This is a genomic window from Nocardia sp. NBC_00881 (assembly GCF_045207455.1).
In the GTDB taxonomy this organism is placed as follows: Bacteria; Actinomycetota; Actinomycetes; order Mycobacteriales; family Mycobacteriaceae; genus Nocardia.
This window is the reverse complement of the sequence record NZ_CP108798.1, coordinates 2,220,201-2,245,496: the sequence shown is the minus strand read 5'-3', so window position 1 is coordinate 2,245,496 and position 25,296 is coordinate 2,220,201. Positions and strand designations below refer to the sequence as shown.

The following is a 25,296-nucleotide window of genomic DNA, read 5'->3' as shown; positions in this document are numbered from 1 at the left end:
CTTGCTGTTACGGCGGTCAAGTCTTGCCGGGTACGCTGGCCTGTGCCAATATTCTGATTTCGCGTGGGCGAAATAGCCGAATTTTGGTGCGATCGATTTTCGCGCGGTTCCGTGCACCTCCCGCGGTTGGGAAGATCCGACGACAGGGTGAACAATGCGCTGTCCAACGACGCGCTGGACAGCTACCGGGTCGCTACTTTCAAGCATCCATGCTGCTGGATGGCAGCATCAGGCTTGGTGTGTGAGCGCTACCTTCGGCGCCGACGGCGCCACTATCCGCCCGCCGTCGTGGCGGAAATACCACTTCCGCACCTGCGGAAAAGCACTGTGCAGCAACAACGACTGCGTTCACGCAGGTTGGCTACGATGGAAGGGTGCGGATCGGAGTCGGGCTCTCCACCGCGCCCGAGGCGCGGAAGGCGGGCATGGAAGCCGCAGCGCACGCGCGCGATCAGCTCGCGGGCGAGACGCTGTCGCTTGCGGTGCTGCTCACATCACGGGCACACACCGACGAGGCCTCGGCCGTACTCGCCGGTGTCCACCAGACTGTCCGGGTGTCCGCACTCATCGGATGCGTGGCGCAGGCGGTCGTAGCAGGCCGCCGTGAGATAGAGGACGAGCCCGCGGTGGCGGTGTGGCTGGCATCCGGGTTGCCTGGCGCCGAGACCTTCCAGTTGGACTTCGTCCGCACGGCGACCGGGGGGCTGCTAGCCGGCTACCGCTTCGACAAGGCCGCACGCGACTTCCATCTGCTGCTGGCAGACCCGTACTCGTTCCCGGCCGACCTGCTGCTCGAGCACCTGAATGCCGATCTGCCCGGCACCATCGTGATGGGCGGGCTGGTGAGCGGCGCGCTGGGTGCGACCGGCAGCAGGCTGTTTCGCGACCGTGACGTTTCGACGTCCGGCGCGGTCGGCGTGCGGCTTCCCGGCTTGCGTGGTGTCCCGATTGTGTCGCAGGGCTGCCGGCCGATCGGGTACCCCTATATCGTCACTGGCGCGCGCGGCGCGCTGATCACCGAACTAGGTGGTCAGCCACCGATTGAACGGTTGCGGGAGGTCGTCGACATGCTGCCACCCGATCAGCAGGAACTGTTGACGCACGGCCTGCAGATCGGAATCGTGGTCGACGAGCATTTGGCAGCGCCCGGGCAGGGCGATTTCCTGATCCGTGGGCTCCTCGGTGCCGACCTGTCGAGCGGCGCGATCGAAATCGGCGAGGTCGTCGAGGTTGGCACGACCGTACAGTTTCAAGTCCGCGACGCGGTCGGCGCGGATAGAGATCTGCGTGCGGCCCTCGAGCATGCTAGCTCGGACCTGCCCGGGCGTCCGGCCGGCGCTTTGCTGTTCACATGCACCGGACGCGGCAGGCAGATGTTCGGTATCGCGAATCACGACGCCGCGACCATCGAGGACTTGCTCGGGGGCATTCCGCTGGCGGGTTTCTTCGCCGCCGGCGAGATCGGCCCCATCGCGGGCCGCAATGCGCTGCACGGATTCACGGCATCGATGGCGCTGTTCGTCGAATGAGCGTCGACATCCGGGTCTACGCCGAGCTGAACGACTTCCTGCGGCCCGACGAGCGCTACACGGTGCTGCGCCGACTGTTCCGCCCGCACCAGACCGTGAAGGACGTCGTCGAGGCCGCCGGCATCCCGCACACCGAGGTCGACCTGGTTCTGGTCAACGGGCAACCGGTCGAATTCGACCATCACCCGCAGGTCGGCGACCGTATCACGGCGTATCCCGTGTTCGAGACTCTCGACATCGGCCGGGTTACCAGGGTGCGCCCACGCCCGCTGCGCGAGCCGCGCTTCATCGCCGACGTCAATCTCGGCAGACTCGCCAAGCTGATGCGGCTGATGGGCCTCGACGTTCACTGCCGTTGGGACGCCGACGACGCCCAGCTCGCCGAGGTGTCGGCCGACGAGCACCGGATTTTGCTCACCCGCGACCGCGGACTGTTGAAGCGGCGCAATGTCACTCACGGCGTATATGTCCGGTCGGACCAGCCGATCGACCAAGTCGTCGAGGTGATCCGGCGGCTCGACCTCGTCGCGTGCTTGGCGCCGTTCACCCGCTGCCTGCGCTGCGGCGGCGCCACAGCCGCGGTCGCAAAAGCCGAGGTCGAAGATCGGCTGGAACCGCTCACCCGCCGCTATTACGACACATTCCGGCAGTGTCGCGACTGCGGCCGGATCTACTGGCCGGGTTCGCACCAAGTCCGGCTCAACGCGACGGTGGAGGCGATCCGCGCTGGGTTGGACCAATTGTGACCGGCGTGCCGAGCGGGCTCCGGTGGCGCAGTCAGGTCTGGTGCGCGGCGACCGGTGAGGTGGAGCCAGGCTCGATCGACCGATCCGGATGACGGGCCGCGTCAGCCCATTTCCGGAACGTCGTGGTAGCCGCCGGTCGGACGGTGCGGTGAGACTCTGTGACCCGCACGTGCGCGGCGCCGAGGGTTGTCTCGGCGCAGGCGCGTCCGATCAGGTTTCTCATCTTCGTTGGCGTGCGCGGCGTCGGCGAGGCCGTTGGACGAGCTTCAGACCGAACAGCAGGTCGGTGTTGCGAACGGGTGATGGTTGCTCGGACATCCGGAGAAGCCCAGCTTGTCGAATCCAGCTGTGGTGCCAGTGGTACAGGTCCGGGATGGTCAGCCCGCAGGCCGCCGCGATCTTGCGCAGGCGGAAGCCTGCTCCGCCGATAGCTCCAGCGAACAGTTTGCTGTCGGGTGTGTCGTGCATCTCCCGGTACACGCGCGCGGAGTGGAGCAGCGGCCGTGCCAATGGCGGTATCACCCACACGTATAGGTCGGATGCGTGTGTGTAGCCGATCGGACCGTTGAAGATCAGCGCATCTGCGGTGAGCGCGACGCAAGGAACCGCGTTGAGCTCGATCGCGGTGGCGCCGGTGAACAGCACGGTGGCGATCGCGGCCGCGTCGGCCGGGTTGGCCGTCCCAGCATGGATACGGGAGATGACCTTGTGATCGATCGGGATGGTGGTCAGTCCCGGCCCGACCGAGTACGCCAGATCCGGCGGCAGGTCCAACCGCAGACCGTGAAGTAGAAACGCTGCTTGAGCACCGCGAAGGCGGGTGATGGTATGTCCGCGGCTGGGACTGTCAGCGACGAGACCGCCGAGGAACCGGTACAGGCCCAGGATGTCGTTCCATTCCTCGACCAAGCCGGCGCCGCGGCCGCTACGCAGGTGATCTGCGACGGTGAGACGAGGTTGAAGAACCGTGAGCATGTACTGGGCGAGGTCGGTATGCGTGCCGAGTCCACTCCAATCGCCGTTTTGGTCCAGGTCGTGGTGGCATGGATGACCGCTGTTTTCAGCCAGCCATCGGCAGGTCGCTCGGATTCCTTGGGTGTATACGGCGTCGATGCGTGCGAACTCGGCAGGCGGCAAGCTCCGGTAGGCATCCGCTCGAAACGTCGTGACGTCACCATCGGATATCTGCGGCAACGGCTCGTCTCCGGCCGTCTCCGGCAACGTGACAATGCGTGACTGTCGGACTCTGATTTGTCGGTAGCCGACCTGCTTAGTCGGTGCGTCGGTGAGTTCGTCGAGATCGGCCGGTATGGAACCCGCCCGGCGGGCCTCCAGCCACCGCCATAAGGTTTGCTCGGGCACACCCAGTTTCTGCGACGTCGATCGCACTTGGTCGGCAGAGAGAATCTTGTGCTCGTCGAGCTGGCCCAGTCTGTCCAGCTCGGACAGACGCAGCGTAGGTACGCTTGCGTCGACCACAACTACAACCTCCTGGATCCGTGGACCCGCAACTGAATTCGGGGGTTTCGACATCAGTTGGAACGGGTTCCAGAGCATTCGATCACGTACCCAGCGGTAGTGACGCAATATTTACCGAGTTTTGATGTTGCCTACCTCACCCCTTTACTCTGCGTCGACCGAGGTTTCGGTGAACTCTGGACAACCATCGGGCGTCTCATGCCGCGGCTGATCCGGCTCCAACTCGGCCCGGGCGAACAATACCGGGACAGCGGAGTTCGTCGCCCTCCGGCCAGGCGGGAATGGCTCACCTACTCCGCGACGGCTCCAGCGCGAGAAGGACCGATGGTCGAATGGCCACTCTCCGCAACTGTCGGTATAGGCGGCAGCGTGAGCTACGCTCGCTCGCCCCTACGGGCACACCGAGCCGAGGTTGTTGCCGGTGACAATGTTCACCGTGGTCGAGCCTTCCGATTCCGGCGTGTAGTCGCCGCCGACGTACTTGGCACGTACGACGTGATTTCCGCTGGTAGTCGGCTTCCAATCAATGATTAAGAGAGACCCCGGTCGTCGGCGTCGCGCGATTCACCGTGGGGGTGACACTTCCGAGCAAATTCCAGTCGTCCCAAAACTGCACCGGCGGAATGTCGCTGCCCAGCCCGAGTGCGGAACTGCCCGCCACCGTGGCCGTCACCTGCACCGTGCAGCCGGTAGCCGCTCTACCCGACAGCGCCACCGTGGTCGTGACATCACCAGGAGTCCCGACGGCCGCACCCGGCGACTCGACGAAACGGCCCCGTCGCGACAGCCGCCACAAAAATCGAGGATCCAGCTCGACAACAACGAGCAACTGCCTCAAAACGTTTGACGGACAACGTGTTCAGCTCCTGCACTCGCGAAACTGTCGACCCGGATCAGTGTCAGCGTCGCGCCACCCCGCCGCAAAGTTTCCGATTCGATGAGTAAGCCGGATCTGTACTCTATTTCCCGTCCCTGCGCGGACAGAGAGCAGTTCGCCGCCGCCGAGGTCAGCGCCAAAACTGTCAAGGCCCCTGACGGTCCGTGCGTCCGAGTCGGTCGGAGGGCCGACCTCGGCGACCAGCTGCGATCCGCGGGCGAGGTCGGGGTCGGCTTGCCTGGGGAAGAAGGATGTGGGCCGACCGCAGCTGGCTCGGATATAGCACCCACCTGCCGTCAGGGGTGTGTGCGGCGGATGCCCCGGTTGCCCATGGTCGGACTGGCGGTGTGCATCGAGGTGACGACTCCGGGCAATCGCGCGGCGCTCAGCTTTTCGGGGTGAGTGTGCGGAGGGTCTCGTCGAGTTCGCGGCGGTAGAAGTCCAGGAAGCCGTCGGGGTCGGGTCCCGCGTTCTGCATGACGAGATGATCGAAGCCGGCATCGGTGTACTGCTTCGCTGCGTCCAGATAGCGGGCGGGGTCTGGGCCGCAGGCGAAGTTGTCGTAGATGTCCTCCAGGCGGACCGTGGTGGTCGCCGCGGCGAAATTGGCGGGGTTCGGCAGTTCGCTCATCACCTTCCATCCGGTGACTGCCCAGCGCGTCGTGTCCAGTACTGCCCGTGCTGCCGTCTCCTCGTCCCGAGCCCAGGCAATGCCGACCTCGGCGTAGCGAGGGCCCGCGCCGCCGGCTGCGCGGTAACGGTCGACGAGGTCGGGCTTCGGATCGGTGGCGAACAGGCCGTCACCGAGTTCGGCGGCGATCCGGGCCGCCTCCGGACCACCCCCGGCGACGGCGATCGGCGGAAGCGTGTCGGGCAGGTCGAATACCCGAGCCTCGGAGACGGTCAGAAACTCGCCATCGTAGGAGTGATAGCCGCCGCGCCAGAGCAGCCGGATGATCTCGAGCGCCTCGCGCAGCATCCGCTGTCGGACGCGTACGGGCGGGAACTCACGGCCGACAACATGCTCGTTGAGGCGTTCGCCCGAGCCGACACCAAGGGTGAATCGGCTATCGGAAACGATCGCGATGGTGGCGGCGGCCTGAGCGATGATCGCGGGGTGGTATCGCAGGATGGGGCAGGTCACGCCGGTGGCCAGACCGATACGCTCGGTCTTCGCGGCGATCGCGCCGAGGACTGTCCAGGCGAAAGGTGAATGCCCCTGGTTATCCAGCCACGGATGAAAGTGATCGCTGATCTCGACGAAGTCGAATCCGACCTCTTCCGCCCGAATCGCTTGGCGGACAAGTTCTTTCGGACCGAATGCCTCGGCCGCAAGTTTGTATCCGACGCGCATCGCCACCTCCTGGTTCGGTAGGGAGACGCCGGTCGCCTCGGGGGACCGGCTGTTGGCGGGCGTACCCGGCATCCGGTATGGAAAACCGACTCGGCGAATCCACGCCGCTCGGCGGAGCCCAGGTCGGTCGCGGACTCCACCACAATGACGGTATGGATGACGCGCTGCGTGCGCGAGGAGGGCAGCCCGCGACGGTCGGCACCGGGGCAGCTGGGATAATACGCGTTACGCCCTGTCACATTGAACTCCCAAGTAACGGCACGTTAAATAGTGAGCCAATGCACATGTAACAACAAATGTAACCGGTTCCAGGCTCGCGCGGGGTGATGACGGATGCGACTGCACGTGTCGAGCCTTGACCTGGAATCCTGGCGTTGCTGGTCCAGGACGTCGGACACGGCGTATAGGGGGCCGCGCGCCATGCTGGTGCGATGTCGATACTGGGCCAACTCCTCTCCCGTGCGGCGGATTGCCGTCCGGCTACTGGTCAGCGCGCAGGTTCTGCTGATGGTCTGTACCGCCGCCGGCGGGGTAGCCCGTCGGCGGCGCCGACACGATCACCCGAGACGGAAATATGTCCACGAACCTGGAACGAACTTCGTTCGCAAGGTTCAAAATTTCACCGATGCGATGAGGATCAAGAACAGGGCGGTGATATTGACATGATCCTATCGAATACCCATGCAGGCCCGTGGACGAACTAGAATTCTTACGAAAATGAGGTGATCGCAAGGTGTCGACAGCGCAAACAAAGGTAATTCGAAGTCTGGTCCCCGCCAGGATGGACAGGCTTCCGTGGACGAAGTTCCACTGGCTCATCGTCGTAGGTCTGGGCGTCTCCTGGATTCTGGACGGGATCGAGATCCAGATCGTCAGCAGCATGGCCGGACCGCTGCAGAACGCCGGAACTCTGCATCTGACGAGTGGTCAGGTCGGCGCGATGGCGTCGTGGTATCTGGCCGGCCAAGTCGTCGGCGCACTCGTCTTCGGTCGGCTCACCGACAGGCTCGGTCGCAAGAAACTGTTCATCCTGACCCTGGCGATCTATCTGATCGGCAGTGGATTGGCCGGATTCTCCTGGAATGCCTGGTCACTCTACTTCTTCCGCTTCATCGCCGGCACCGGAATCGGTGGGGAATACACGGCGATCAATTCGGCGATCGATGAAATCATGCCATCGAAGTATCGGGGCCGAGTCGACATCGCGATCAACGGCACCTATTGGGGCGGCGCGGCGTTGGGAGCGGCGGCCAGCCTGGTCCTGTTCAACGAAAGTCTCATCCCGACCGGCTGGGGATGGCGAATCGGCTTCTTCATCGGACCTGTTCTCGGGCTCGTCATCATCTTCCTGCGCAGGCACATCCCCGAAAGTCCACGCTGGTTGCTCACCCATGGGCGGGCCGCGGAAGCCGATCGGACCGTCGACGAGATCGAGGCGCAGGTTCGAAGTCAAGGAGTCGAACTTCCTCCGGTCGACGAGAGCAAAGCTCTGGATATCGTGGATACGGATCGACTCTCTTATGTGCAGATGGGTCGGATATTCTTCGGTCGGTATCCTTCTCGTTCCTTCCTCGGATTCACGATGATGGCCACGCAGGCCTTTCTGTACAACGCGATATTCTTCACCGTAGGATTGGTGCTGATCCACTTCTACAATGTGCCGGATCATCACACTGGTTACTATTTCTTCCCGTTTGCCGTCGGCAATCTGATCGGACCATTGGTACTCGGCCCGCTCTTCGACAGCATCGGCCGTCGGAAGATGATTTGCGCGACATACGTAGGATCCGGTATCCTACTTTTCGTTTCCGCATGGGCGTTCAACGCGGGTATCCTCAACGCCACCACTCAGACTTTGTTCTGGTGTGTCATCTTCTTCTTCGCCTCGGCCGGTGCGTCCTCCGCCTATCTCACGGTCAGCGAGATTTTCCCGCTGGAACTGCGCGGTCAAGCCATCTCGTTCTTCTTCGCCATCTCGCAGGGCGTCGGTGGTGTCATCGCACCGTTCCTCTTCGGTCACCTCGTGGGCGGCGCCGAGAACCCGAGCCCCGACCGGTTCCCGCTCACGGTGGGGTACCTCATCGGCGCGGGGTTCATGATTTTCGGTGGCGTTGTCGCCTGGTTCTTCGGCGTGAACGCCGAAGGTCAATCCCTGGAGGACATTGCGGAACCACTGTCGAAGGCGGAATCGCCGGAAGCCGGTCCCGTTTCGGCGGAATCGCCACAAAAGGCTTCCGTATCCGAACTTGTGGTGGTGACCGAGCCGCTCGAAGAGGAAAATTCTGCCAGCACACTATGAGTGGCCCGTCAGGCGGCAGGCTCCGAACTCTCGGATTCCTCCGCTGTGCGGGAGCGTCGAACTCGTCGAGAACCGTCGGGGCCGCGGTATATCGGGTCCCGGCGGTTCGCTTCGGTACCGACTCGATAGTGCCGGCCCCGGCCTCGGTCGGTAAATGGTTGTTCGACCGCCGAGTGATTTTGCGAATGACGGAGGCGGTCATCGTGGTGGCCTGACCGTACCGACACCGGTTGCCACTGGTCCGGGGCGATGCGCCGGGTGAGTCGTACACCGAATGCCACGGCCGCGATTGCTGGATCGGTGTACAGCGATGACCCGGGCTCGCGGACCTGGTTCCTCCGGGCGTAAGAGATGCTCGCCGATGGTCGCCGCAGACATGCCGCGGTTCACGGGTCGTGAGCGATGGTTCTCGCCTCCACCGTCGCGGAGGCAGATCGTTCAGAACTTGCCCATTTGATGGTCGATTCGGTGTCCCAGTCGCGCACCGAACTCGGTGATGAAACTCTCGGTGAGCGGTGGCCAGCCCCAGAAATCGAAGGCGAGCGCGCCGAGGGCGAACCCGGACGGCCAGCGCCACTCGGTGACCGGAACGGCATCGCCGCAGCAATTGCAGCCGGCAGCCCCGACACCGGTCTGCTTCCATGCGTCGATGCCGTCCCGGAATGGCTGCCAAGCCTCGGGATCGGCCTCCCACTGTTGCGGGTAGTCGATGATCAGAGTCTTCGCCTGGCAATGCGGGCACACGGCCGAGTCCGGCTCGATCGCGCCTTGTCCGCCGAAGTGATCGGCGCGCCCGACAATCACGGCTACCGGGCCAGGAATCCAGTCACCCCATTCCTGGGTGATCTGTGCCCAATCAGGTCCGGGCACATAACCTTTGTCCACGCTGAGGCTGTACATCGCCTCGTCGGACATCTCCCGCGAGAGCAGCCGTCGGGAAATCATCCAATCCAGCATCCGTGCCGCCAGCACGTCCGCCTCCGCAGCGGTCACCTCGACGTCGACGATTCGTTCGAAGTAGTCACCCACGAGTGTCGAGCACCTCCTAGAGCAGTCGTGGACACTCTGTCAGCACTATCCGACAGCGTTATCTGGTGACGGACCCGTACGGCGGTCAGGGCGTTCATTCGAGCGGGTCGTCGAGCACCTGCTCTCAGATCCCGCTGGGTAGGAGGCGCACCGGTAACCGCTCCGCCGCCGCTCGGTGTATAAGGACCAGCCATTTTTCGACAGCCACGCATTATCGGGGGCCACCTTCCGTTCTACACCCACTCCAGCGCCGTCTGTGGGACCGACCCGTGCCCCCAGTGCAGGCGCGTCTATGCACTGGGGCCGCTCAGGGATTCTCCGGTACTTCCGGTGTCGCGGCATCACTCCAGCGGGGGCGGAATCCCCTCTGGAGGTGATGATCTCGTAGATTCCGATCCCTAATATGGCGGTCGTGACTGTTGCCGTCCGCTGCCGCGCTCTGCTCGCCACGGGGCTGTGTACCCTGTTCCTGGCGGCCGGGATCGCTCCCGCGTTCGCCGACTCCCCGTTCTCCGGAGCGGATGTCTCGGTCGCACAGACCCTTGGTGATCGTGAACTCACGATCGTGCTGCGCCAGGTCACCAGCGTGCCTGGACCGCTGCGCGTAGACGTCGTCACCCATGCCGGTACCGCCGCCGGACAGCTCAGGCTCGCGGCGACACCGACGGGGGTGACGACGCAGTCGGCATTGCCCGCACCGGGGGAACCCACTGCCGAGGCCGTTGTCGAGCTCGGCGGCACACCCGGGATGTACTCGACTACCTTGCCAATGGACCGGGCCGGGCCATGGGAACTGACCATTGGTGACGGCGTGCGGGTCGCGCGGCTTCCGTTCATCGTGTCGAAGCAGGTCACCTCTCCACCAGAGCGTCTGGTCTACGGCGGGTTTCTGGTGGCAGGCGTGCTGCTTCCGGTCGCTGTGCTGATGGCAATGCGCGCCCGGCGCAGCGTGTGGGCGTTGCTTCCGGCGGGGGGAATGGTGGCAGGAATTGCCGTGTCGGTGACCGCCGCGTTGCTGTCGGCATCATTGCCGCTGCCCCCGCAGCCCGGTAGCCAGCTCGACCCCTCGATGGACAACGTCACAGATCCGTACACCCTGAATCAGCCGTTGATCTCGGACTTCTCGCGTCCACCTGTGCTGCTCACCGTCGAGGGTGTACCCGTAACCGCCGGGCAGCCAGGCGATCTCGATCTTGCCCTGATCGACGCGGCCACCGGCACACCCGTCGACGATCTCCTCGTCCACGACAGCGCCCTGATGCATCTGCTGGTGATCGGACCGACGGGCCGCTTGTCGCATCTGCACCCGATCCGGACCGGGCCGGGCCGCTATCAGATCCATCTGGCATCACCCGAGCAGGGACGCCATGCACTGTCCGCCGAGTTGGCCCGGCGCGGCGGCGGGGTTCAAATGGTTCGCGTCGTAGCCGGTTTCACTGTGGCACCCAATCAAGCGTCTGGCGTGGCACCGCCACGCCCGGATGTACCGCTGCATCTCGGCGCCGGTGACCGAACCGGGTCGACCGTCATCGAGGCAGTTCCCGTCACCATCAGAACGACGACCCCGTTGGCTGGAACACCCACCACCATCACCGCCGAAGTCGGTGACACCGCCGACCTGCAACCGTGGCTCGGCATGGTCGGGCATATGATCATGGCAGGCCCGCTGCCGGACAGCAGTGCCGCGGATACCGCGGTGGCCGTGCAGAACTCGCCCATATGGGGGCACGCCCACTCGATGGGTTCGACAGCGATGCAAGGCATGTCCGACATGCCGGGGATGAGCATGCCGGAGATGAATGGCATGACCGACACCGCAGCGGGACGGGGAGTCATGCTCATGCCGCCGGTCAACGGTGACAGTGTCCCCGACGAGACTGTGGCCGCGTACGGACCCGATGTTCCTTTCACCTACACCTTCCCCATCGCGGGCCGGTACCGGCTCTGGATCCAGGTCGAACGGCATTACACCGTGCTCACCGTTCCCGTCGTTATCGACGTCGCGGCGGCCTCGGGGGCGCATCGATGAGCGCGTCGACCTCCGCGGAAGGGGCACCCGATCACCGCTCTCGTCCCCGTCGTGTTCTCGTCGCGGGCGGTGTAGTGATCGCCGCCATCGTGTGGCTGGTATGGCCGAACCCGCCCGGCCCACTCGTGCTGAACACCGGTACTTCCCACCACCTCGTCATCGTCACCATCGACAGCCTTCGGGTCGGCCACAGTGACATCGACATCGACATCACCGACCGTGCCGGTGCCCCGATAGACCATGCGGCAGTGCGGATTCAGGCCAATCAGCCGCTCATGGGCTACGCCGGACAGCCCGTCGCGGCGGTACCCGCTGGACGGCATCGCTTCCACGCCGCGGCGCTGCCTTTGATGATGACCGGCCCGTGGGAGCTTCGACTGTCGATCGAAGCGCACGACGGCGTCGACCAACTCATGCTGCCGCTCTGGGTCGGTGGATGAGACCAGGCCTGGCCGTACATCAGCAAGAACCGTCGGAGCACGACCAGAGGAAGGACCGTCCGCCATGAGCACTCCAGCATCGTCCGACGCGACTGAAGGCCGCGCCGGACCGGCAGCGCCTATCGCCCAAGGCGAATCGGCGGCCGCGTCCGCCACCGAATCCGACAACGGCACAGCGGCCCGCGTCGGCGCCTGGGTCGTATTACTGGGCACCGCCGTCACATTGGTGGGTCTCAGTTGGGATATCCAGTGGCACAACGACGTCGGCCCAGACACCTTCTTCACCCTGCCGCACCTGTTCCTGTATTCCGGCAGCGCCATATCGGGGTTCGCCAGCCTCGCCATGGTGCTCATCACCACCTCCGCCCAACGTGCCGGGCGGCCCGTGCCTCGGATGGGCGGTACACCCATCCGTGTGTTCGGCAGTAACCTCGCCGCCCCGATCGGCTACATGATCGCCGGAGCGGGCGCGGCGTTGTTCCTGCTCTACGGCCTGCTCGACCTGGAATGGCACTCGATCTACGGCTTCGACGCGGTGCTGAACACCCCTTCGCATGTGGCGCTGTTCTTGTCGATCACGCTCACTATGATCGGCAGTATCATCGTCTTCGCAGCCCACCGCGACCATCTCTGGGGCAGGATCGGCATTGTCCTCGCGATCCCGATCCTGATCACCTTCGCGCCGATTCCCACCAACGCGTTGAACAACCTGCACTTGCCCGCCGACCCGACCATCCTCGGGATCGTCTTGTTCGGGCCGATGCTGCTCATCCTCGGTGGGGCGTTGCTGGCCCGCTTGGGCGCCACCATCGCCATCGCGGCGGCGCTCGGCGCCATGCAGGCCATCCTGTGGTGGTTCTCGCCGTGGGCCGCGGAAACCTACGCCTCGGCAATCGGGCTCCCGCTGCGTGACGGTCTCACGTCACGTCCGCCGGAACTGCCCGCCATCATGCCGATGTTCCTGATCGTCGCCGCGGCCGCCGTCGAGGGTTTGTTCTGGCTGGTTCGCGCCCGCGGTTTCGACGCGAAGAAAATCGTGTTGGTGGCAGGTGTAGTGACCGGTGTCATCGTCGGCGCGACGTTCCCACTGCAAATGAACCTCACTCATGCCATGCCGCACATCGCGTTCGGCGACATCATGACAATCACGATTCTCGGGGTGCCACTGGGGCTGCTCGCCGGGTTCCTCGGTAGCCGATTCGCCACCATGCTCCCCGTGTTCGCACCCGCGACGACGGCCGTCCGATGACCGTGCTGCGCAGGCTCGTCTTCACTGTGCTGGCGACGGTCACACTCTCCCTGGTGGCGATCGCCCCAGCGTCGGCATACGCGCCGGTCGACATCGTCCACACCGAGCGTGTCCAGGCCGGTCCCTATGGCATCACCGTCGGGTTCTCCACTTGGCCCATCCGCGCGATGAAGTCGCTGGACTTCACGTTCATGCCCGACGGCGGCATCGCCGACAGTTCCGGGACGCTGCGGTTGACCGGACCGGCAATCAAACCCGGCAGACGCGTCAGGCCGCTGGTGCGCCATCCCCGCAAGCGCGACTCCTGGGGCCTGGATGTCAAGGCCTTCGATTCTCCGGGCGTCTACACCTTCACCTTCGCGATCGACGGCCCGCTCGGACACGGGGAAGGGACCCTGGGCAGCGTGGAGGTACTCGACCAGCCAGGACCGCCACTGCCGCTGAGTTGGACGATCGGCACTCTGCCGCTGTTCGGCCTTGTCCTATTCCTCGCTGTGGCATGGCGTCGGACCCGGCCCGGTCGACAACCACTGACTCTTTGACGCGTCACGGCGATCTTGTCGTCGCACGGCCTGAAGTCGTGCCGGCACGACCTCCCGGGGTGGGCTCCTGCCGTACTCCGGGCCCGGGTCTCAGGGAGGCGGAAGCATGCAGGGGTCGCTGAGGGCTCTATCGGAGGTTGGTCGATCGTTCGCGGGCGTGCCGGCGTTCCGCAACGACTTGCCTGTCCGAGGGTTCACCGCCCCAGACGCCGGATCGCCTGGTCGACGGCGTTGCCGCTGAGGAGCCAGCCCATTGCCACGGCGAGTGTGATGTAGCGCACGCCGCGATGATGGCGCACCGGGTGAACCGGTGGTCGCAGCAGTTCGTAGTACGAGTGACGAGATGCACTGTGCGCCTCATCGAACAGCGACGGAAGGTCCGAAACATGAGCTCAGCCCAACGATTCCAGCGTGCCGCAGTGCCGGTCGCGGCGACCGCGGTCGTTCTCGCGGGCCTGCTGAGCGCCTGTGGTGGCGACAAAGGTGGCCAGCCCGAGCCGGCGGCCGCGCCGGCGTCGCAGGTGGCATCGTCGACCATGGCCACCGCTGCGCTGGCGCCCGCCGCGGGGCAGGCCCCCGCAGTGGCGAAGACGCAGGGCTGGCTGAAGATCTACGGCGGAGCAGCCCCGGCCGGGACCGCGAATACGGTGCAGCTCAATGTGACCAGCAATCCGAGTGTCGGACAGTACGTGTCGGACGGGTCGGGCCGGTCGCTGTACCGGTTCGACAAGGACACCGCGAAGCCGTCGGTATCCAACTGTGCCGGTCAGTGTGCGGTGACCTGGCCGCCACTGACCGTGGCCCGTGACCAATCGGTCTACGCGTCGAGCGTCGACCCCCAGCTCGTCGGATTCATCGAACGGGCTGACGGTACATGCCAAATCACCATCGGCGGTTGGCCGGTGTACTACTTCTCGAAGGACCAGAAGCCGGGGGATCTGCTTGGACAGGGTGTCGGCGGGACGTGGTTCGCGGTGGCTCCGAATGGCGGCAAGGCGCTGACGAAGTGATCCGTATGCCGCTGGATCAGCCACCGGCCGTTCGGTCGGTGGGGCGACGTGTTCGGCGATGACATCGTCGCCGCCGCTGATCGACCGGCTGGTCCACCACACGGAAGTTATTTCCCTCAGCGGTAGTTCGTGACGGCAGCCGAGTAGTGTCTCTCGCCGCACTCCGTTGTATCGAGCTCCGATGTCAACACGAGGCTGGTAGCTGCCGCAGATCGCCGGCGCCGACCAGCGGGCATGCCGTTCGAACTCCGCTAGACCGCGACGTTTTGCGCCTGGGTTCCCGCGGGCGGCGGCTTTACGACACCGACGAGACTCGAGGTGCCCACACGATAGTTGTTGCGCCTTATGGCGTCGCTGGAGTTACCTTCGATGGTGGTGATCGAATTGCCGTTGACGGATTCCACGATTCCGACATGGTCGGGGTTCCCGTCACCCTGCCAGTCGAAGATGATCATATCGCCGGGTTGGGCGTTTGCCGCGTTTGCCGCCAATCCCATCCTCTTGGCGTCCGACCAGATGCTGGGCACATAATTCTTGTTGGTCCAGTTGACCTTGTAACCGGCTTTTTCCCACAACCAGCTGGCGAAGGAGGCACACCAGGCGTCGGATATGTTGTACGGCCTCTTCTCCACGAGCCGGCCGTATTTGTCGTATATCCCGGCGACGTTGTTGCCGCCGCTTTCACGGACACCGAGATCCAGCTCGTGCCGTGCTCTGCTGAGGATATCGTCGACAGTGCCGTTTCCGGTCGGGTCATAGCTGGCCTTGCTCGTGGTCCACGGTGTCGAAAGAGTTGGCGTGGAAGAACCATTACCGCGCGGTGCGCTCGCGAAGGACGGCGCGAGCCATCGATGTCGGCCGCTTGATTCCGGATCTGGTCGGACGCACCTTCGACCGCGTCGTGCACGTCCTCGACGGCTTGCAGTACGTAGCGCATCGCACGTGTTTCTTCCGCAAACGTCAGGGGCAGATACGCTCCGCCCTCGTCCGTGCGCTGGTTGATATCACGAAGATCTTTGTCGAGTTTGCCGACCCTTTCCTTGATCGACATGTACGTATCGTTCGAGAGACTGAAGGTCTTGAACGCTGAGTCCTTGACTTTGTGACTCTGCTGATCCATTTCGTCTTTTTTTGTGTTGACTTCGGATTGGCGCGAGCTGTAATTCTCGGCCATCACAGACTCACCCGGTGGCTCGTCGAGTCCGTCGTCGCTGAGCAGGTTCCGCTTGTCCAGCCAACCCACCAGATCCGGTTGTTCGCCACCTTCGCCGGAGGCGAACAGCAGGATCGACACCTCCATGGCCTCTTGCGCTGCGTGGATCACCGACTCGAGGCCATACCTGGCGATCTTGGGAATGTACAGGTCCTCGACGAACCCGATCAGCTCATCGCGGGTAGTGGCCATCCGCGCCCCCTTCCTGCGACCGCCCTGGCATCCCAGTCAGCGGGCTTACGAGCACCATTCGTAACCCTCACTCCAAGACCACCGGATACCAAGGCGGCATTCCTCTCTACCGCCGTAGTATCGGGCATTCCCGGCATTGGTAACTCGCGCCGCACTTTGTCCCGTCGTTCGAGCACCGCTCGCGGCGGCACAGGGCGACATTGTCCACCCGCTGCCGAAATAGTCGGCTCGCCCGTGCATTTCACGCGAAGCCAGTGAGTCCTTCGGTTGTCGGCAACGGAGGCCGGGATGGAGCTGGATCGAGTCAGCGACGTCCCACTGAGCCGGAAGTCGAACCTCTGGTGGAACGGGGAAACGGATATCTGGATCGAAATGGGCTGCGGGGGTCAGGGAGCGGTGTCGAGATCGACCTCGAGGTCATCGGTTTCGGTCCAGAACCGATCATCCGCATCCTGGAGTCGGGCGGCGGCATGCTTCATGTGGCGGCGCGCGGCCGCCCGTGCCGCCCCGGTGTCTCCGGCCTCGATGGCGGCCAGGATGGCGTGATGCTCCTGCCGGACGGCAGCGATGAAATCGGCACGCCGCGCCTCGTTCGCGCGTGTCACGCGGATACCGCCGTGCATCAGGTCGCCCAAGTACCGCACCGTCGAGGCCATCACCGAGTTCCCGGTCGACTCGGCAATAGTGCGGTGGAAGGAGAGATCCTCGTCCACGCCGTCACCGCCGGCTCTGACCGCGGCGTCGATCGCGTCCAATGCCTGACGGATTCGGGCAACGGTATCCGGCGTGACTCGGGTGGCGGCGAGACCGGCGGCCTCGGCCTCCAACGCGCGGCGAACCTCGACGATCTGCAAAACCTTCGACTTTGTGTCGGCGGCCTCGGCCGCCAAGTCGAGCGGACGGGTGCGCCGCGACGTCACGAACACACCGAGACCTTGCCGCGGCTCGACAAGCCCCGCGTTACGCAGCCGCGACACAGCCTCGCGCACCACCGTACGACTGACCCCCAACTGCTTGACCAGCTCCACCTCGGTCGGTAACCGGTCGCCCTCGGCGAGCTGGCCCGAATCGATCTCCTCCGAGAGCATCGCGGCAACCCGATCCGCGAGCCGGACCGGGCCGCGCACCTTGGAAAGCATGGTTGTCAGTCTATCGGCGCCGCGTCGCCCGCTGCCGCAAGGCGATACTTGATCGCATCGGCATTGTCGGCGAGGTAATCCCGTACCACCGCCTCGAAGTCCGGGTCGGCCTCCAGCCCGAGAGCGGCGGCGCGCGCGTTGTCGAAGACCGCGGGCCACGAACCCACGAGTGCCTCCACCTCGGGATCAGGAGCGATCGTCACCAGTTCGGCGATGGTGTCCCCGGCCACCCTCCGCAGCGTGGCCAGCATGTCGGCGACCGAGACCGTGAGCGCTGGAAGGTTGACCGGCCCTGCGCCTTCGAGCCGGCCCGGCCCGGTGCCGCGTTCGACTTCCGCGACGCGCAGGATTCCCTCGACCGTCCGCCGGGGGGAGGCCAAGGCCACACGCAGACCCGGATCGACGGGGCAGATCGCCTGCAGGCCCGCGAGCGGTTCCCGGACGATGCCGGACAGGAAGCCGGAAGCCGCCGCATTCGGCTTGCCCGGCCGCACCGACACGGTCATCAGCCGGGCGACGCGTCCGTCGATGAAGCCACGGCGGGTGTAGTCCGCGATCAGCAGCTCGCAGACAAACTTCTGCGTTCCGTAACTCGATCGCGGCGCGGGCAAGGTCGCTTCACTGACTACCGGCGGTAGCGGCGACATCGGGTCGGACCCGTAGACGGCGACACTGCTGGAGAACACGACCCTCGGCGTCCGCCCTCCGGCATCCGACTGTGCCCGAGCGGCCTCGAGCAGCGCGCGCGTCGTATCCACGTTGGCGCGCATGCCGAGGTCGAAGTCGGCCTCGCACTCGGCCGAGACGGCAGAGGCCAGGTGGATCACCGCATCCACCGGCTCGGCGAACAGCTCCCCGAGGCCATCGATCAGATCGCCCTTGACGATGTCCACGAGGGGATCGGTCGCCACCGACGAGTCGGGCGGCACGAATCGGTCGGCGAGCACCAGGTGCTCGATCGGGGCACCGCGGAATGTCCGGCTGTCGAGCAGCGCGGCGGCGACTTGTCGGCCAAGGAAGCCGAAGCCGCCCGTGATGACGATCCTCATGCGTGTGCTCCTCGGTATGCGTCCAGCCAGCCGAGCCCCTCGCTCGTTCCGGCGAGGGGGCGGTACTCGCAGCCGATCCACCCGTCGAAGCCCAGATCGTCGATGACGCGAAAGAGGTGGTGGATGTCGAGCTCACCGTGGTCCGGCTCGTGGCGCTCGGGTACGCCCGCGACTTGCAGATGACCGACTCGGCCGGTCGGTATGTCTCGGCGCAGAGTCGCGGTGAGGTCGCCCTCGACGATCTGGCAGTGGTACAGGTCGAGCTGCACCTTCAGATTCGCCGCTCCCACGTCCCGCAACAGTGCGTGGGCCTCGGCCTGCGTGGTCAGGAAGTAGCCCGGCATGTCGCGGCGGTTGATCGGTTCGATCAGGATGTCGACACCCGCGGAGGCTGCCCGCTCCGCCGCCCAGGTGAGGTTGGCCAGGTAGGTGTCACGGTGCCCGATCAGCTGCGCCGGAGTGGCGTTCGGTCGGACCAGCCCGGCCATCACGTGTACCCGCGGGCAGCCCAGCGCCGCGGCGTACTCCAGCGCCCGGTCGATCCCGGAGCGCACTTGCCCCTCGCGCCCGGGTAGAGCCGCGATCCCGCGGTCTCCGGCTTGCCATGCCCCGGCAGGCGCGTTGAAGAGCACCTGTCGCAGTCCGTGGTCGTCGAGTCGGCGGCGCAGCTCGGCGGCATCGTAATCGTACGGAAAGAGGTACTCGACGGCCTCGAAGCCGTCCGCGGCCGCTGCGGCGAAGCGGCCTGGAAAGTCGTGTTCGGTGTACATCGTGGACAGGTTCGCGGCGAACCTCGGCATAGCGCCTCCTGTGCTCGGACGCTGACCGTAGGGTCAGCGGTTGACGGCTTGCTTCTTGGTGGTGAGCACCGCCCCGGCGCCGATGACCAGGGCGAACGCCAGGACGTACATCGGGATCGACGTCGAGCCGGTGGCGTCTTTGAGTGCGCCGATCATGTAGGGACTGACGAAGCCGGCCAGGTTGCCGACCGAATTGATCGCGGCGATGCCGGCCGCGGCCGCCGCGCCGCCCAGGAATCCGGTGGGCAGCGACCAGAACAGCGGCGCGCAGGTGAGCACCCCGGCGGCCGCGACGGCCAGCGCCACGAGCGACAGTGCGGTCGACCCGGTCCAGCTTGCCGCGAGCGTGAAACCTACGGCCCCCATGAGCGACGGGATGACCAGGTGCCAGCGGCGCTCGCGGCGCTTGTCGGCCGAACGGCCGAACAGGTTCATCGCGACGAGCGCGGCCAGGAACGGCACGGCGCTGAGCAACCCGACCGCGAGGCCACCCTTGATACCGGTGGATTTGACGAAGGTGGGCATCCAGAAAGTCAGGGCGTACTGACCCATTACGAAGCAGAAGTAGATGACGCTCATCAGCCATACCTTGGGTTCGCGGAATGCTTCCCACACCCGGCCGTGCACCGTCTGGTGCGCGGCATCGGCGGCGACCGCCCGCTCGACGATCGACTTCTCCTCGTCGGTGAGCCACTTCGCACTCCGCACACTGTTGTCGAGGTACAACAGCGTGATCACGCCGACGACCACCGCGGGTAGCGCCTCGAACAGGAACATCCACTGCCAGCCCTGCCACCCGTGCACACCCTGGAACCGATCCATGATCCAGCCGGAGAGCGGGTTGCCGAAGATGCCGGCCACCGGGATGGCGGACATGAACATCGCGATCACTCTGGCCCGACGGTGGGACGGGAACCAGTAGGTGCAGTAGAGGATCACCCCCGGATAGAACCCCGCCTCCGCGGCGCCGAGGAGGAACCTGAGCGCGTAGAACATCGTCTCGTTGGTGACGAACACGAACAACGCCGAGACCAGGCCCCAGCTGATCATGATCCGGGCTATCCAGACGCGGGCGCCGATGCGTTGCAGCAGCAGATTCGAGGGGACCTCGAAGAGGAAATACCCGATGAAGAACAGGCCGGCACCGAGACCGAACGCCGCCTCACTGAACCCGAGGTCGTCGGACATCTGCAGTTTCGCGAAGCCGACATTGACCCGGTCCAGGTAGGACACGACGTAGCAGAGGATGAGGAACGGAACGATGCGGCGCACGACCTTGCGGAAGACGGCGTCCTCGCGGGCGAGGTCGGGCGTCTCGGTCGTCGTGATGGGCAGGGACATGATGGAACTTTCTCGGCGTTGAGGAGGGTACCGGGCGTGGCCGGCAAGGTGATATCAGGACTCTGTCGGCGCCGGTCACCAGGCGGCGTCGAAGGTGGACCTCAGCTCGTCGAGGGCCGAGGCGTGCAGTGGCTCAGGGCGACGGTCGGTCAGCATCCACAGGCGTGCGGTCTCCTCGAGTTCTTCGAGGACGGCGGTGGCGGTAGCCGCGTCGGGGCCCCAGACCACAGGCCCGAGCCGGTCCAGTAGGACGGCTCTGATCGGCGTGCCGCGTGCTGCACGGTCGGCGATCCGAGCGGTCACCACGTCGGCCACGCGCGGGTCGCCGGGCCGGTGGTATGGGATGAGCGGGACGTGTCCGACTTTCATCACGTAGTAGGGGGTGAGGGGTGGGAGCACGTCGTCGGGGTTCCACACGCCGGAGAGGGTGAGCGCGACCAGGTGTGTGGAGTGGGTGTGGACGACGAAGCGGGCCGCGGGGTCGGCGGCGTAGATACGTTGATGCAGGGCCAGCGTCTTGCTGGCGCGGTTCCCGGCGATCTGCTCGCCATCCGCGTCGACCAGCGCGAGCTGGTCGGAGTCGAGGAAGCCGAGAGCGGCGTCGGTGGGTGTGATCAGGTAGTCGTCGCCGATTCTCGCGCTGATGTTGCCAGCGCCGGCGTGGACGTAGCCGCGGGCGAACAGGCTCGTGCCCACCCGGACGATCGCCGCGCGCGCCTCAGCTATCGCGGTGCTGAGCAGCTTTGTCATGTGGCAGCCTCCCGGGCCAGCAAGGCGAACGCGGTGGTGAAGAACTCGGCACCGCCGAAATTTCCGGATTTGAGCGCGATGTGGAGGGTTTCCCCATCGGGGAGGGTTGCCGCGCACCACGGCACACCGGGGTCGATCTGCGGTCCGACTCGAAGCCCGGTGATGCCAAGGGCCTGCACCACCGCTCCCGAGGTTTCGCCACCTGCGACGACGAGCTGGCGAACGCCCTGCGCGACAAGCCCCTGCGCGACGCGGGCAAGGGTCCGCTCCACGAGTTCACCGGCCTCGGCGGCGCCGAGGCGGCCCTGAACGTCGCGGACCACCTGCGGTGACTCGGTGGAGTAGACCAGGACGGGCCGGTCCGCAAGGTGCGCCTCGGCGAAGGCCAATGCCTGGCCGACGACGTCCGTGCCGGCCGCGACGCGCAACGGGTCCACGCTGAACGCGGGGAGCCCGCGGCGCAGGTGCTCGTACACTTGGCGGTTCGTCGCCGCGGAGACCGAACCGGAGACGATGGCCCGATGACCGTCGGGGGGTGGCAGCAGTGTGGCGGTCCGGGACGGTGCGAACCCCCAGTTCGCGGGCAGACCGATCGCCAGACCCGAGCCGGCGGTCACCAGCGGCATTCCCCGCACCGCGGCGGCCAAGTGCACAAGGTCGTCGTTGGAGAGAGCGTCGATGACCGCCACCGCGACACCTTCCCTGCGCAGGGCGTCGATGCGCGACCGGATCGCCTTCGCGCCGTCCGCGACGACCGTGTAGTCGATGAGGCCGACCGCTCGCGTCGTCTGCGCGCCGAGGACCGAGACCAGGTTCGAGTCGGTCATCGGTGTGAGCGGGTGCTGGCGCATGCTGCTCGCGCTGAGCAGCGTATTGCCGACGAACAGGTGGCCTTTGAAGACCGTCCGCCCGTTGTCGGGGAACGCCGGTGTAGCGATGGTGAAGTCGGCGCCCATCGCCTCCATCAGGGCCTCGGTCACCGGACCGATGTTCCCTTCGGGCGTCGAGTCGAAAGTGGAGCAGTACTTGAAGTAGATCTGGTCGGCACCCGCGGACAGCAGCCAGGCGAGCGCCCGGAGCGAGGCGGAGACGGCCTCGGCGGCCGGGATCGTGCGCGATTTGAGTGCGATGACCACGGCGTCGGCGTCGATTTCTCGGCCCGTATCGGCGGGTGGCACCCCGATCAGCTGGACCACGCGCATGCCTGCGCGCACCAGGTTGTTGGCCAGGTCCGTAGCGCCGGTGTGGTCGTCGGCGATGCAGCCGAGTCGGATTCCCATGTCAGACCTCGGCCGGCTCGGGCAGCTCGATGCCTGGGAAGATCTTGATGACCGCGCTGTCGTCCTCGGCTCCCAGACCGGAGGCCGATGCCTGGCGGAACATCGCATGCGCCGTTTCGGCGAGCGGGAGCGGGAACTGCTGCGGCCGTGCGGACTCGAGCACGATACCCAGGTCTTTGACGAAGATGTCGACCGCGGACAGGGGAGTGAAGTCGCCGGCCAACACATGTGCCATGCGATTCTCGAACATCCACGAGTTGCCGGCGCTGTGCGTGATGACCTCGTAGAGCGCCTCGGCCGGTACGCCCGCCTGGATGCCCAGGGCCATCGCCTCGGCCGCGGCGGCGATGTGCACGCCCGCCAGCAGCTGGTTCACGATCTTGACCTGCGAGCCCGGTCCGGCATGGTCGCCCAGGCGGTAGACCCTGCTGCTCATGGCCTCGAGCACTGGGTCGGCGACCGCGTATGCCGCGGCGGAGCCCGACGTCATCATGGTGAGCTCGCCGGCCGCGGCGCGCGCGGCACCACCGGAGATGGGTGCGTCCAGGTAGAGCACACCTTTTTCGGCCAGGCGCCCTTCGAGTTGGGCGGACCAGTCGGGGGGGACGGTGGAGCACATCACGAAGACAGCGCCCGGTGTGAGCTGGTCTGCCACCCCGTCAACGAACAGGACCGATTCGACCTGAGCCGCGTTGACTACCACACCGACCAGGACATCCACTGTGGCCGCCAGGTCCCGGGCGGAAGCGAATGCCGTCCCACCGTCCTGGGCGAATGTCTCGGCCACCTCCGACCTCATGTCGTGGACGCCGACGTCGTACCCGGCGTTACGCAGGCTGCGGGCCATGCCGAGTCCCATGGCTCCGAGGCCGACCACGCCCACTCGTGGCCGGGCCGAGCTGTCCTCTGCTGGTCTGTGCTGGTCGTCCATCGCTCATCCTCGTTGTGTGCCGGTGCAATGCCACGCCAGGCGCAGCCTCTCCTAATGTGACCAGGTCATATGATGACCTGATTTGTGATGGGAGATACTGTGATGTTTATCACATCACCTGGGGGCCGGCTTCCTGGCCGCATGGCGGTCAACCGGAATCGTCACGCTTCCAAAAGAGTGACGCCTGGACTCAACGGCTGGCGGTCAACGCACTTTCGCCTCTCGGACCCACGGTGCCCGCGATGCTAGGCGGCTCGTTTGCGGCGCTGGGTGGCACGCTTGAAAAGCCAGGTGGAGAGGCCGGTGACGGCGAGTGCCAGTGGGGTGAGGCCGAAGAGAAGCCAGATCAGGCGCCACCAGCTGTTGACCAGCCAGCCGAAATGGGCAGGTTGGAAGACCTGGTCGTAGAAGCTGTTGGCGAGCGGGCGCGCCTGGCTGGAGTCGACGGTCTTTGTATCAGTGGGGTCGTTGGCGTTGATGTAGACGAAGACGTCGCCACTGTAGAAGGCTCGGTTTTCGTAGGGGGAGTAGGCGTCGGCGGCGGCGATGGCGGCGCGGTAGTAGTTCGCGGTTTCGGTGGGAAGCATGAGGTAGGCGAGTCTGCCGGGGACTTGATGGAGGGCGAGGTCGGAGGCTTCGGTGATGGAAATCGTCGGGGCCCCGGGGGGCGCTTGCCGGGGGGTGAAGCTGTCTTGTGGCAATGCGGTGACGGGTTCTCCGCCCGTCATGGCCAGCCAAGCTCGCTCCACCGCGGGAAATTCGAAAGCGGCGCCGGTGATTCCCCACATGAGCAGGAAAGGGACGCTGACGATCCCGATGACGTTGTGCAGGTCGCGGTCGCGAGCGAAGCGGCCCTTTCTGGTTCGTACCCGGAAGCCGTGGCGCAAACGCTTCACCGACGGCCACCAAATGACGGCGCCCGACACTGCGAGCAACACCAGAAGTAGGCCCACAGTGCTGAGAATCAGCGCCGCCCAGGTGAAGTCGAGAATCGGTGCGTGTCCGTTGACCGCGGGCACGGCACCCGCGTAGCGGATGCAGCCGAAGGCGCAGTTGTGCAGGTTTTGCAATAAGCCGAGTGCGCCGTCGGTGATGCTTGCGTGTTCGTTGATTCGTCCGGTGCCGGGGTCCACCGAGTAGGCCGCGGTGCGGTCGCGGTTGCCGACGGCGATCACACCGCCGTCCGAGCCGACCCAGCCGACATCGAAGTTCGGGTCGGCTGTTCGCACCAGGTCCACTGCCTGCTCGGTGCTCACCACCGGCGGAGTGTCGGTGTGCTGGTAGAACGAGCGGTGGCTCACGCGGAACAGTTCCGCGTGATAAAGCAGGACTGCTCCGGATGTCGACTGGATCACCAACAGGAGCCCGAGAATCAGCGACGACCAGCGGTGGGACGTGATCAGTGCCCGGCGCACCGGCTTTCGTTTGCGGAAACGAGTCACGGACCTGCTGCCGCGATCTGCGGCCCCGTCTGCCGATCGACGGCTGGATACGGTGTAGTCGACACCATCCGCCCGTACCCTGACTCCAGTCATAGAGGGAAGGCTAACCTAATTGCTTTTGTCCGCGCTCGGTCGCATGGGCATTTCGGGCTTTCCTCGGATCTGGATGGCCAGCCCACTACAGCCAGGGCACCCCCGCTCGCAGCAACACATTCGCGTAGGGCTGGGCCTCTCCAGTGCGTACCACGAAGCGGCAGTGCCCGATGTGCCGCTTGAAGTCGTCGTGGTCGATGAGTTCGGCCCGCAGACGATCCGTGAGCAGCGCTGCCGCTTCAGGGTTCTGGTCGGCGACGTCACGGCTGCCCCAGGCGGCCTCGACGGTGACCTCTCGCAGGATGAGGTCGAGCACCGGCTCGAATCGAGGGAATCCGTAGCTGATTCCCAGATCGATGACCGGCACACCGACGGGCACCGGAAGCCCGGAGTCGCTGACGGCGAACAGGTCAGTGTGGCGCAGGGCGGTGAGCGCCGAAAGTAGTTCGGCATGAATGAGTCCGCTGGTCCGCAAGTTCGTTC

Annotated in this window: 23 protein-coding genes and 1 pseudogene; 10 read left to right on the top strand and 14 right to left on the bottom strand. The window is 65.4% G+C overall.

Annotated elements, in window-relative coordinates:
• Window positions 1-374 precede the first annotated feature (374 nt).
• The gene (locus tag OH799_RS08675; protein ID WP_406277618.1) at window positions 375-1,529 is read left to right on the top strand and encodes an FIST N-terminal domain-containing protein; all 1,155 of its coding nucleotides are present in this window, start codon (window positions 375-377) and stop codon (window positions 1,527-1,529) included.
• On the top strand, window positions 1,526-2,275 hold the full coding sequence (locus tag OH799_RS08670; protein WP_406277615.1) for a Mut7-C RNAse domain-containing protein: 750 nt from the start codon (window positions 1,526-1,528) through the stop codon (window positions 2,273-2,275). Before OH799_RS08675 ends, OH799_RS08670 begins: the two co-directional genes overlap by 4 nt.
• Before the next feature lie 219 nt (window positions 2,276-2,494).
• Here OH799_RS08670 and OH799_RS08665 read toward each other — a convergent pair whose 3' ends face one another.
• The 3 genes from OH799_RS08665 to OH799_RS08655 all read right to left on the bottom strand — a co-directional run bounded on the left by OH799_RS08665 (window position 2,495) and on the right by OH799_RS08655 (window position 5,985).
• Window positions 2,495-3,754 (bottom strand): hypothetical protein, encoded by a 1,260-nt coding sequence (locus OH799_RS08665; protein WP_406277612.1) that lies wholly within the window; start codon window positions 3,752-3,754, stop codon window positions 2,495-2,497.
• Between the two features lie 523 nt (window positions 3,755-4,277).
• On the bottom strand, window positions 4,278-4,583 hold the full coding sequence (locus tag OH799_RS08660; protein ID WP_406277609.1) for a hypothetical protein: 306 nt from the start codon (window positions 4,581-4,583) through the stop codon (window positions 4,278-4,280).
• Window positions 4,584-5,016: 433 nt separating this feature from the next.
• On the bottom strand, window positions 5,017-5,985 hold the full coding sequence (locus tag OH799_RS08655) for a TIGR03557 family F420-dependent LLM class oxidoreductase (protein ID WP_406277606.1): 969 nt from the start codon (window positions 5,983-5,985) through the stop codon (window positions 5,017-5,019).
• 733 nt (window positions 5,986-6,718) lie between these two features.
• Between OH799_RS08655 and OH799_RS08650 the strand changes: the two genes are divergently transcribed.
• Window positions 6,719-8,284, top strand: a complete 1,566-nt coding sequence (locus OH799_RS08650; protein ID WP_406277603.1) for an MFS transporter — start codon at window positions 6,719-6,721, stop codon at window positions 8,282-8,284.
• 438 nt (window positions 8,285-8,722) lie between these two features.
• On the opposite strand, the gene OH799_RS08645 is transcribed toward OH799_RS08650, so the two are convergent.
• Window positions 8,723-9,313, bottom strand: a complete 591-nt coding sequence (locus tag OH799_RS08645) for a hypothetical protein (RefSeq protein WP_406277600.1) — start codon at window positions 9,311-9,313, stop codon at window positions 8,723-8,725.
• A 412-nt stretch (window positions 9,314-9,725) separates the two neighbouring features.
• On the opposite strand from OH799_RS08645, the gene OH799_RS08640 reads away from it, so the two are divergent.
• The 6 genes and pseudogenes from OH799_RS08640 to OH799_RS08615 form a co-directional block, all read left to right on the top strand.
• Window positions 9,726-11,342 carry a hypothetical protein gene (locus OH799_RS08640; RefSeq protein ID WP_406277597.1) on the top strand — a complete coding sequence of 539 codons (1,617 nt, stop codon included), beginning with the start codon at window positions 9,726-9,728 and terminating at the stop codon, window positions 11,340-11,342.
• Window positions 11,339-11,782 carry a hypothetical protein gene (locus tag OH799_RS08635; protein WP_406277594.1) on the top strand — a complete coding sequence of 148 codons (444 nt, stop codon included), beginning with the start codon at window positions 11,339-11,341 and terminating at the stop codon, window positions 11,780-11,782. The genes OH799_RS08640 and OH799_RS08635 overlap by 4 nt, the downstream gene beginning before the upstream one ends.
• 64 nt (window positions 11,783-11,846) lie before the next feature.
• Window positions 11,847-13,031 carry a hypothetical protein gene (locus OH799_RS08630; protein ID WP_406277591.1) on the top strand — a complete coding sequence of 395 codons (1,185 nt, stop codon included), beginning with the start codon at window positions 11,847-11,849 and terminating at the stop codon, window positions 13,029-13,031.
• Window positions 13,028-13,573, top strand: a complete 546-nt coding sequence (locus tag OH799_RS08625) for a hypothetical protein (protein WP_406277588.1) — start codon at window positions 13,028-13,030, stop codon at window positions 13,571-13,573. Before OH799_RS08630 ends, OH799_RS08625 begins: the two co-directional genes overlap by 4 nt.
• 386 nt (window positions 13,574-13,959) lie before the next feature.
• Window positions 13,960-14,583, top strand: a complete 624-nt coding sequence (locus OH799_RS08620; RefSeq protein WP_406277585.1) for a hypothetical protein — start codon at window positions 13,960-13,962, stop codon at window positions 14,581-14,583.
• Window positions 14,584-14,601: 18 nt separating this feature from the next.
• Window positions 14,602-14,716, top strand: a pseudogene (locus OH799_RS08615) (ATP-binding protein); the annotation flags it as partial.
• 118 nt (window positions 14,717-14,834) lie between these two features.
• Here OH799_RS08615 and OH799_RS08610 read toward each other — a convergent pair.
• On the bottom strand, window positions 14,835-15,215 hold the full coding sequence (locus tag OH799_RS08610; RefSeq protein WP_406277582.1) for a CHAP domain-containing protein: 381 nt from the start codon (window positions 15,213-15,215) through the stop codon (window positions 14,835-14,837).
• Between the two features lie 149 nt (window positions 15,216-15,364).
• On the opposite strand from OH799_RS08610, the gene OH799_RS08605 reads away from it, so the two are divergent.
• Window positions 15,365-15,673, top strand: a complete 309-nt coding sequence (locus OH799_RS08605; protein ID WP_406277580.1) for a hypothetical protein — start codon at window positions 15,365-15,367, stop codon at window positions 15,671-15,673.
• 701 nt (window positions 15,674-16,374) lie between these two features.
• Here OH799_RS08605 and OH799_RS08600 read toward each other — a convergent pair.
• The 9 genes from OH799_RS08600 to rbsD all read right to left on the bottom strand — a co-directional run bounded on the left by OH799_RS08600 (window position 16,375) and on the right by rbsD (window position 25,288).
• Window positions 16,375-17,127, bottom strand: a complete 753-nt coding sequence (locus OH799_RS08600; RefSeq protein ID WP_406277577.1) for a FadR/GntR family transcriptional regulator — start codon at window positions 17,125-17,127, stop codon at window positions 16,375-16,377.
• A gap of 5 nt (window positions 17,128-17,132) precedes the next feature.
• Window positions 17,133-18,176 (bottom strand): D-erythronate dehydrogenase, encoded by a 1,044-nt coding sequence (gene denD, locus OH799_RS08595; RefSeq protein WP_406277574.1) that lies wholly within the window; start codon window positions 18,174-18,176, stop codon window positions 17,133-17,135.
• Window positions 18,173-18,976, bottom strand: coding sequence for a 2-oxo-tetronate isomerase (otnI, locus tag OH799_RS08590; protein WP_406277571.1), 804 nt, complete (start codon window positions 18,974-18,976; stop codon window positions 18,173-18,175). Before otnI ends, denD begins: the two co-directional genes overlap by 4 nt.
• A gap of 33 nt (window positions 18,977-19,009) precedes the next feature.
• Entirely contained in the window at window positions 19,010-20,317 is a 1,308-nt protein-coding gene (locus OH799_RS08585; protein ID WP_406277568.1) for an MFS transporter, read from the bottom strand.
• A gap of 75 nt (window positions 20,318-20,392) precedes the next feature.
• Window positions 20,393-21,067 carry an aldolase gene (locus OH799_RS08580; RefSeq protein ID WP_406277565.1) on the bottom strand — a complete coding sequence of 225 codons (675 nt, stop codon included), beginning with the start codon at window positions 21,065-21,067 and terminating at the stop codon, window positions 20,393-20,395.
• Window positions 21,064-22,347 (bottom strand): 3-oxo-tetronate kinase, encoded by a 1,284-nt coding sequence (gene otnK / locus OH799_RS08575; protein ID WP_406277562.1) that lies wholly within the window; start codon window positions 22,345-22,347, stop codon window positions 21,064-21,066. The genes OH799_RS08580 and otnK overlap by 4 nt, the downstream gene beginning before the upstream one ends.
• Window position 22,348: 1 nt before the next feature.
• On the bottom strand, window positions 22,349-23,278 hold the full coding sequence (ltnD, locus tag OH799_RS08570; RefSeq protein ID WP_406277559.1) for an L-threonate dehydrogenase: 930 nt from the start codon (window positions 23,276-23,278) through the stop codon (window positions 22,349-22,351).
• A gap of 245 nt (window positions 23,279-23,523) precedes the next feature.
• Window positions 23,524-24,813 carry a PepSY-associated TM helix domain-containing protein gene (locus OH799_RS08565; protein WP_406277556.1) on the bottom strand — a complete coding sequence of 430 codons (1,290 nt, stop codon included), beginning with the start codon at window positions 24,811-24,813 and terminating at the stop codon, window positions 23,524-23,526.
• An 85-nt stretch (window positions 24,814-24,898) separates the two neighbouring features.
• Window positions 24,899-25,288: a D-ribose pyranase gene (gene rbsD / locus OH799_RS08560; protein WP_406277553.1), complete on the bottom strand. Its 390-nt coding sequence runs from the start codon at window positions 25,286-25,288 to the stop codon at window positions 24,899-24,901.
• Window positions 25,289-25,296: the final 8 nt, after the last annotated feature.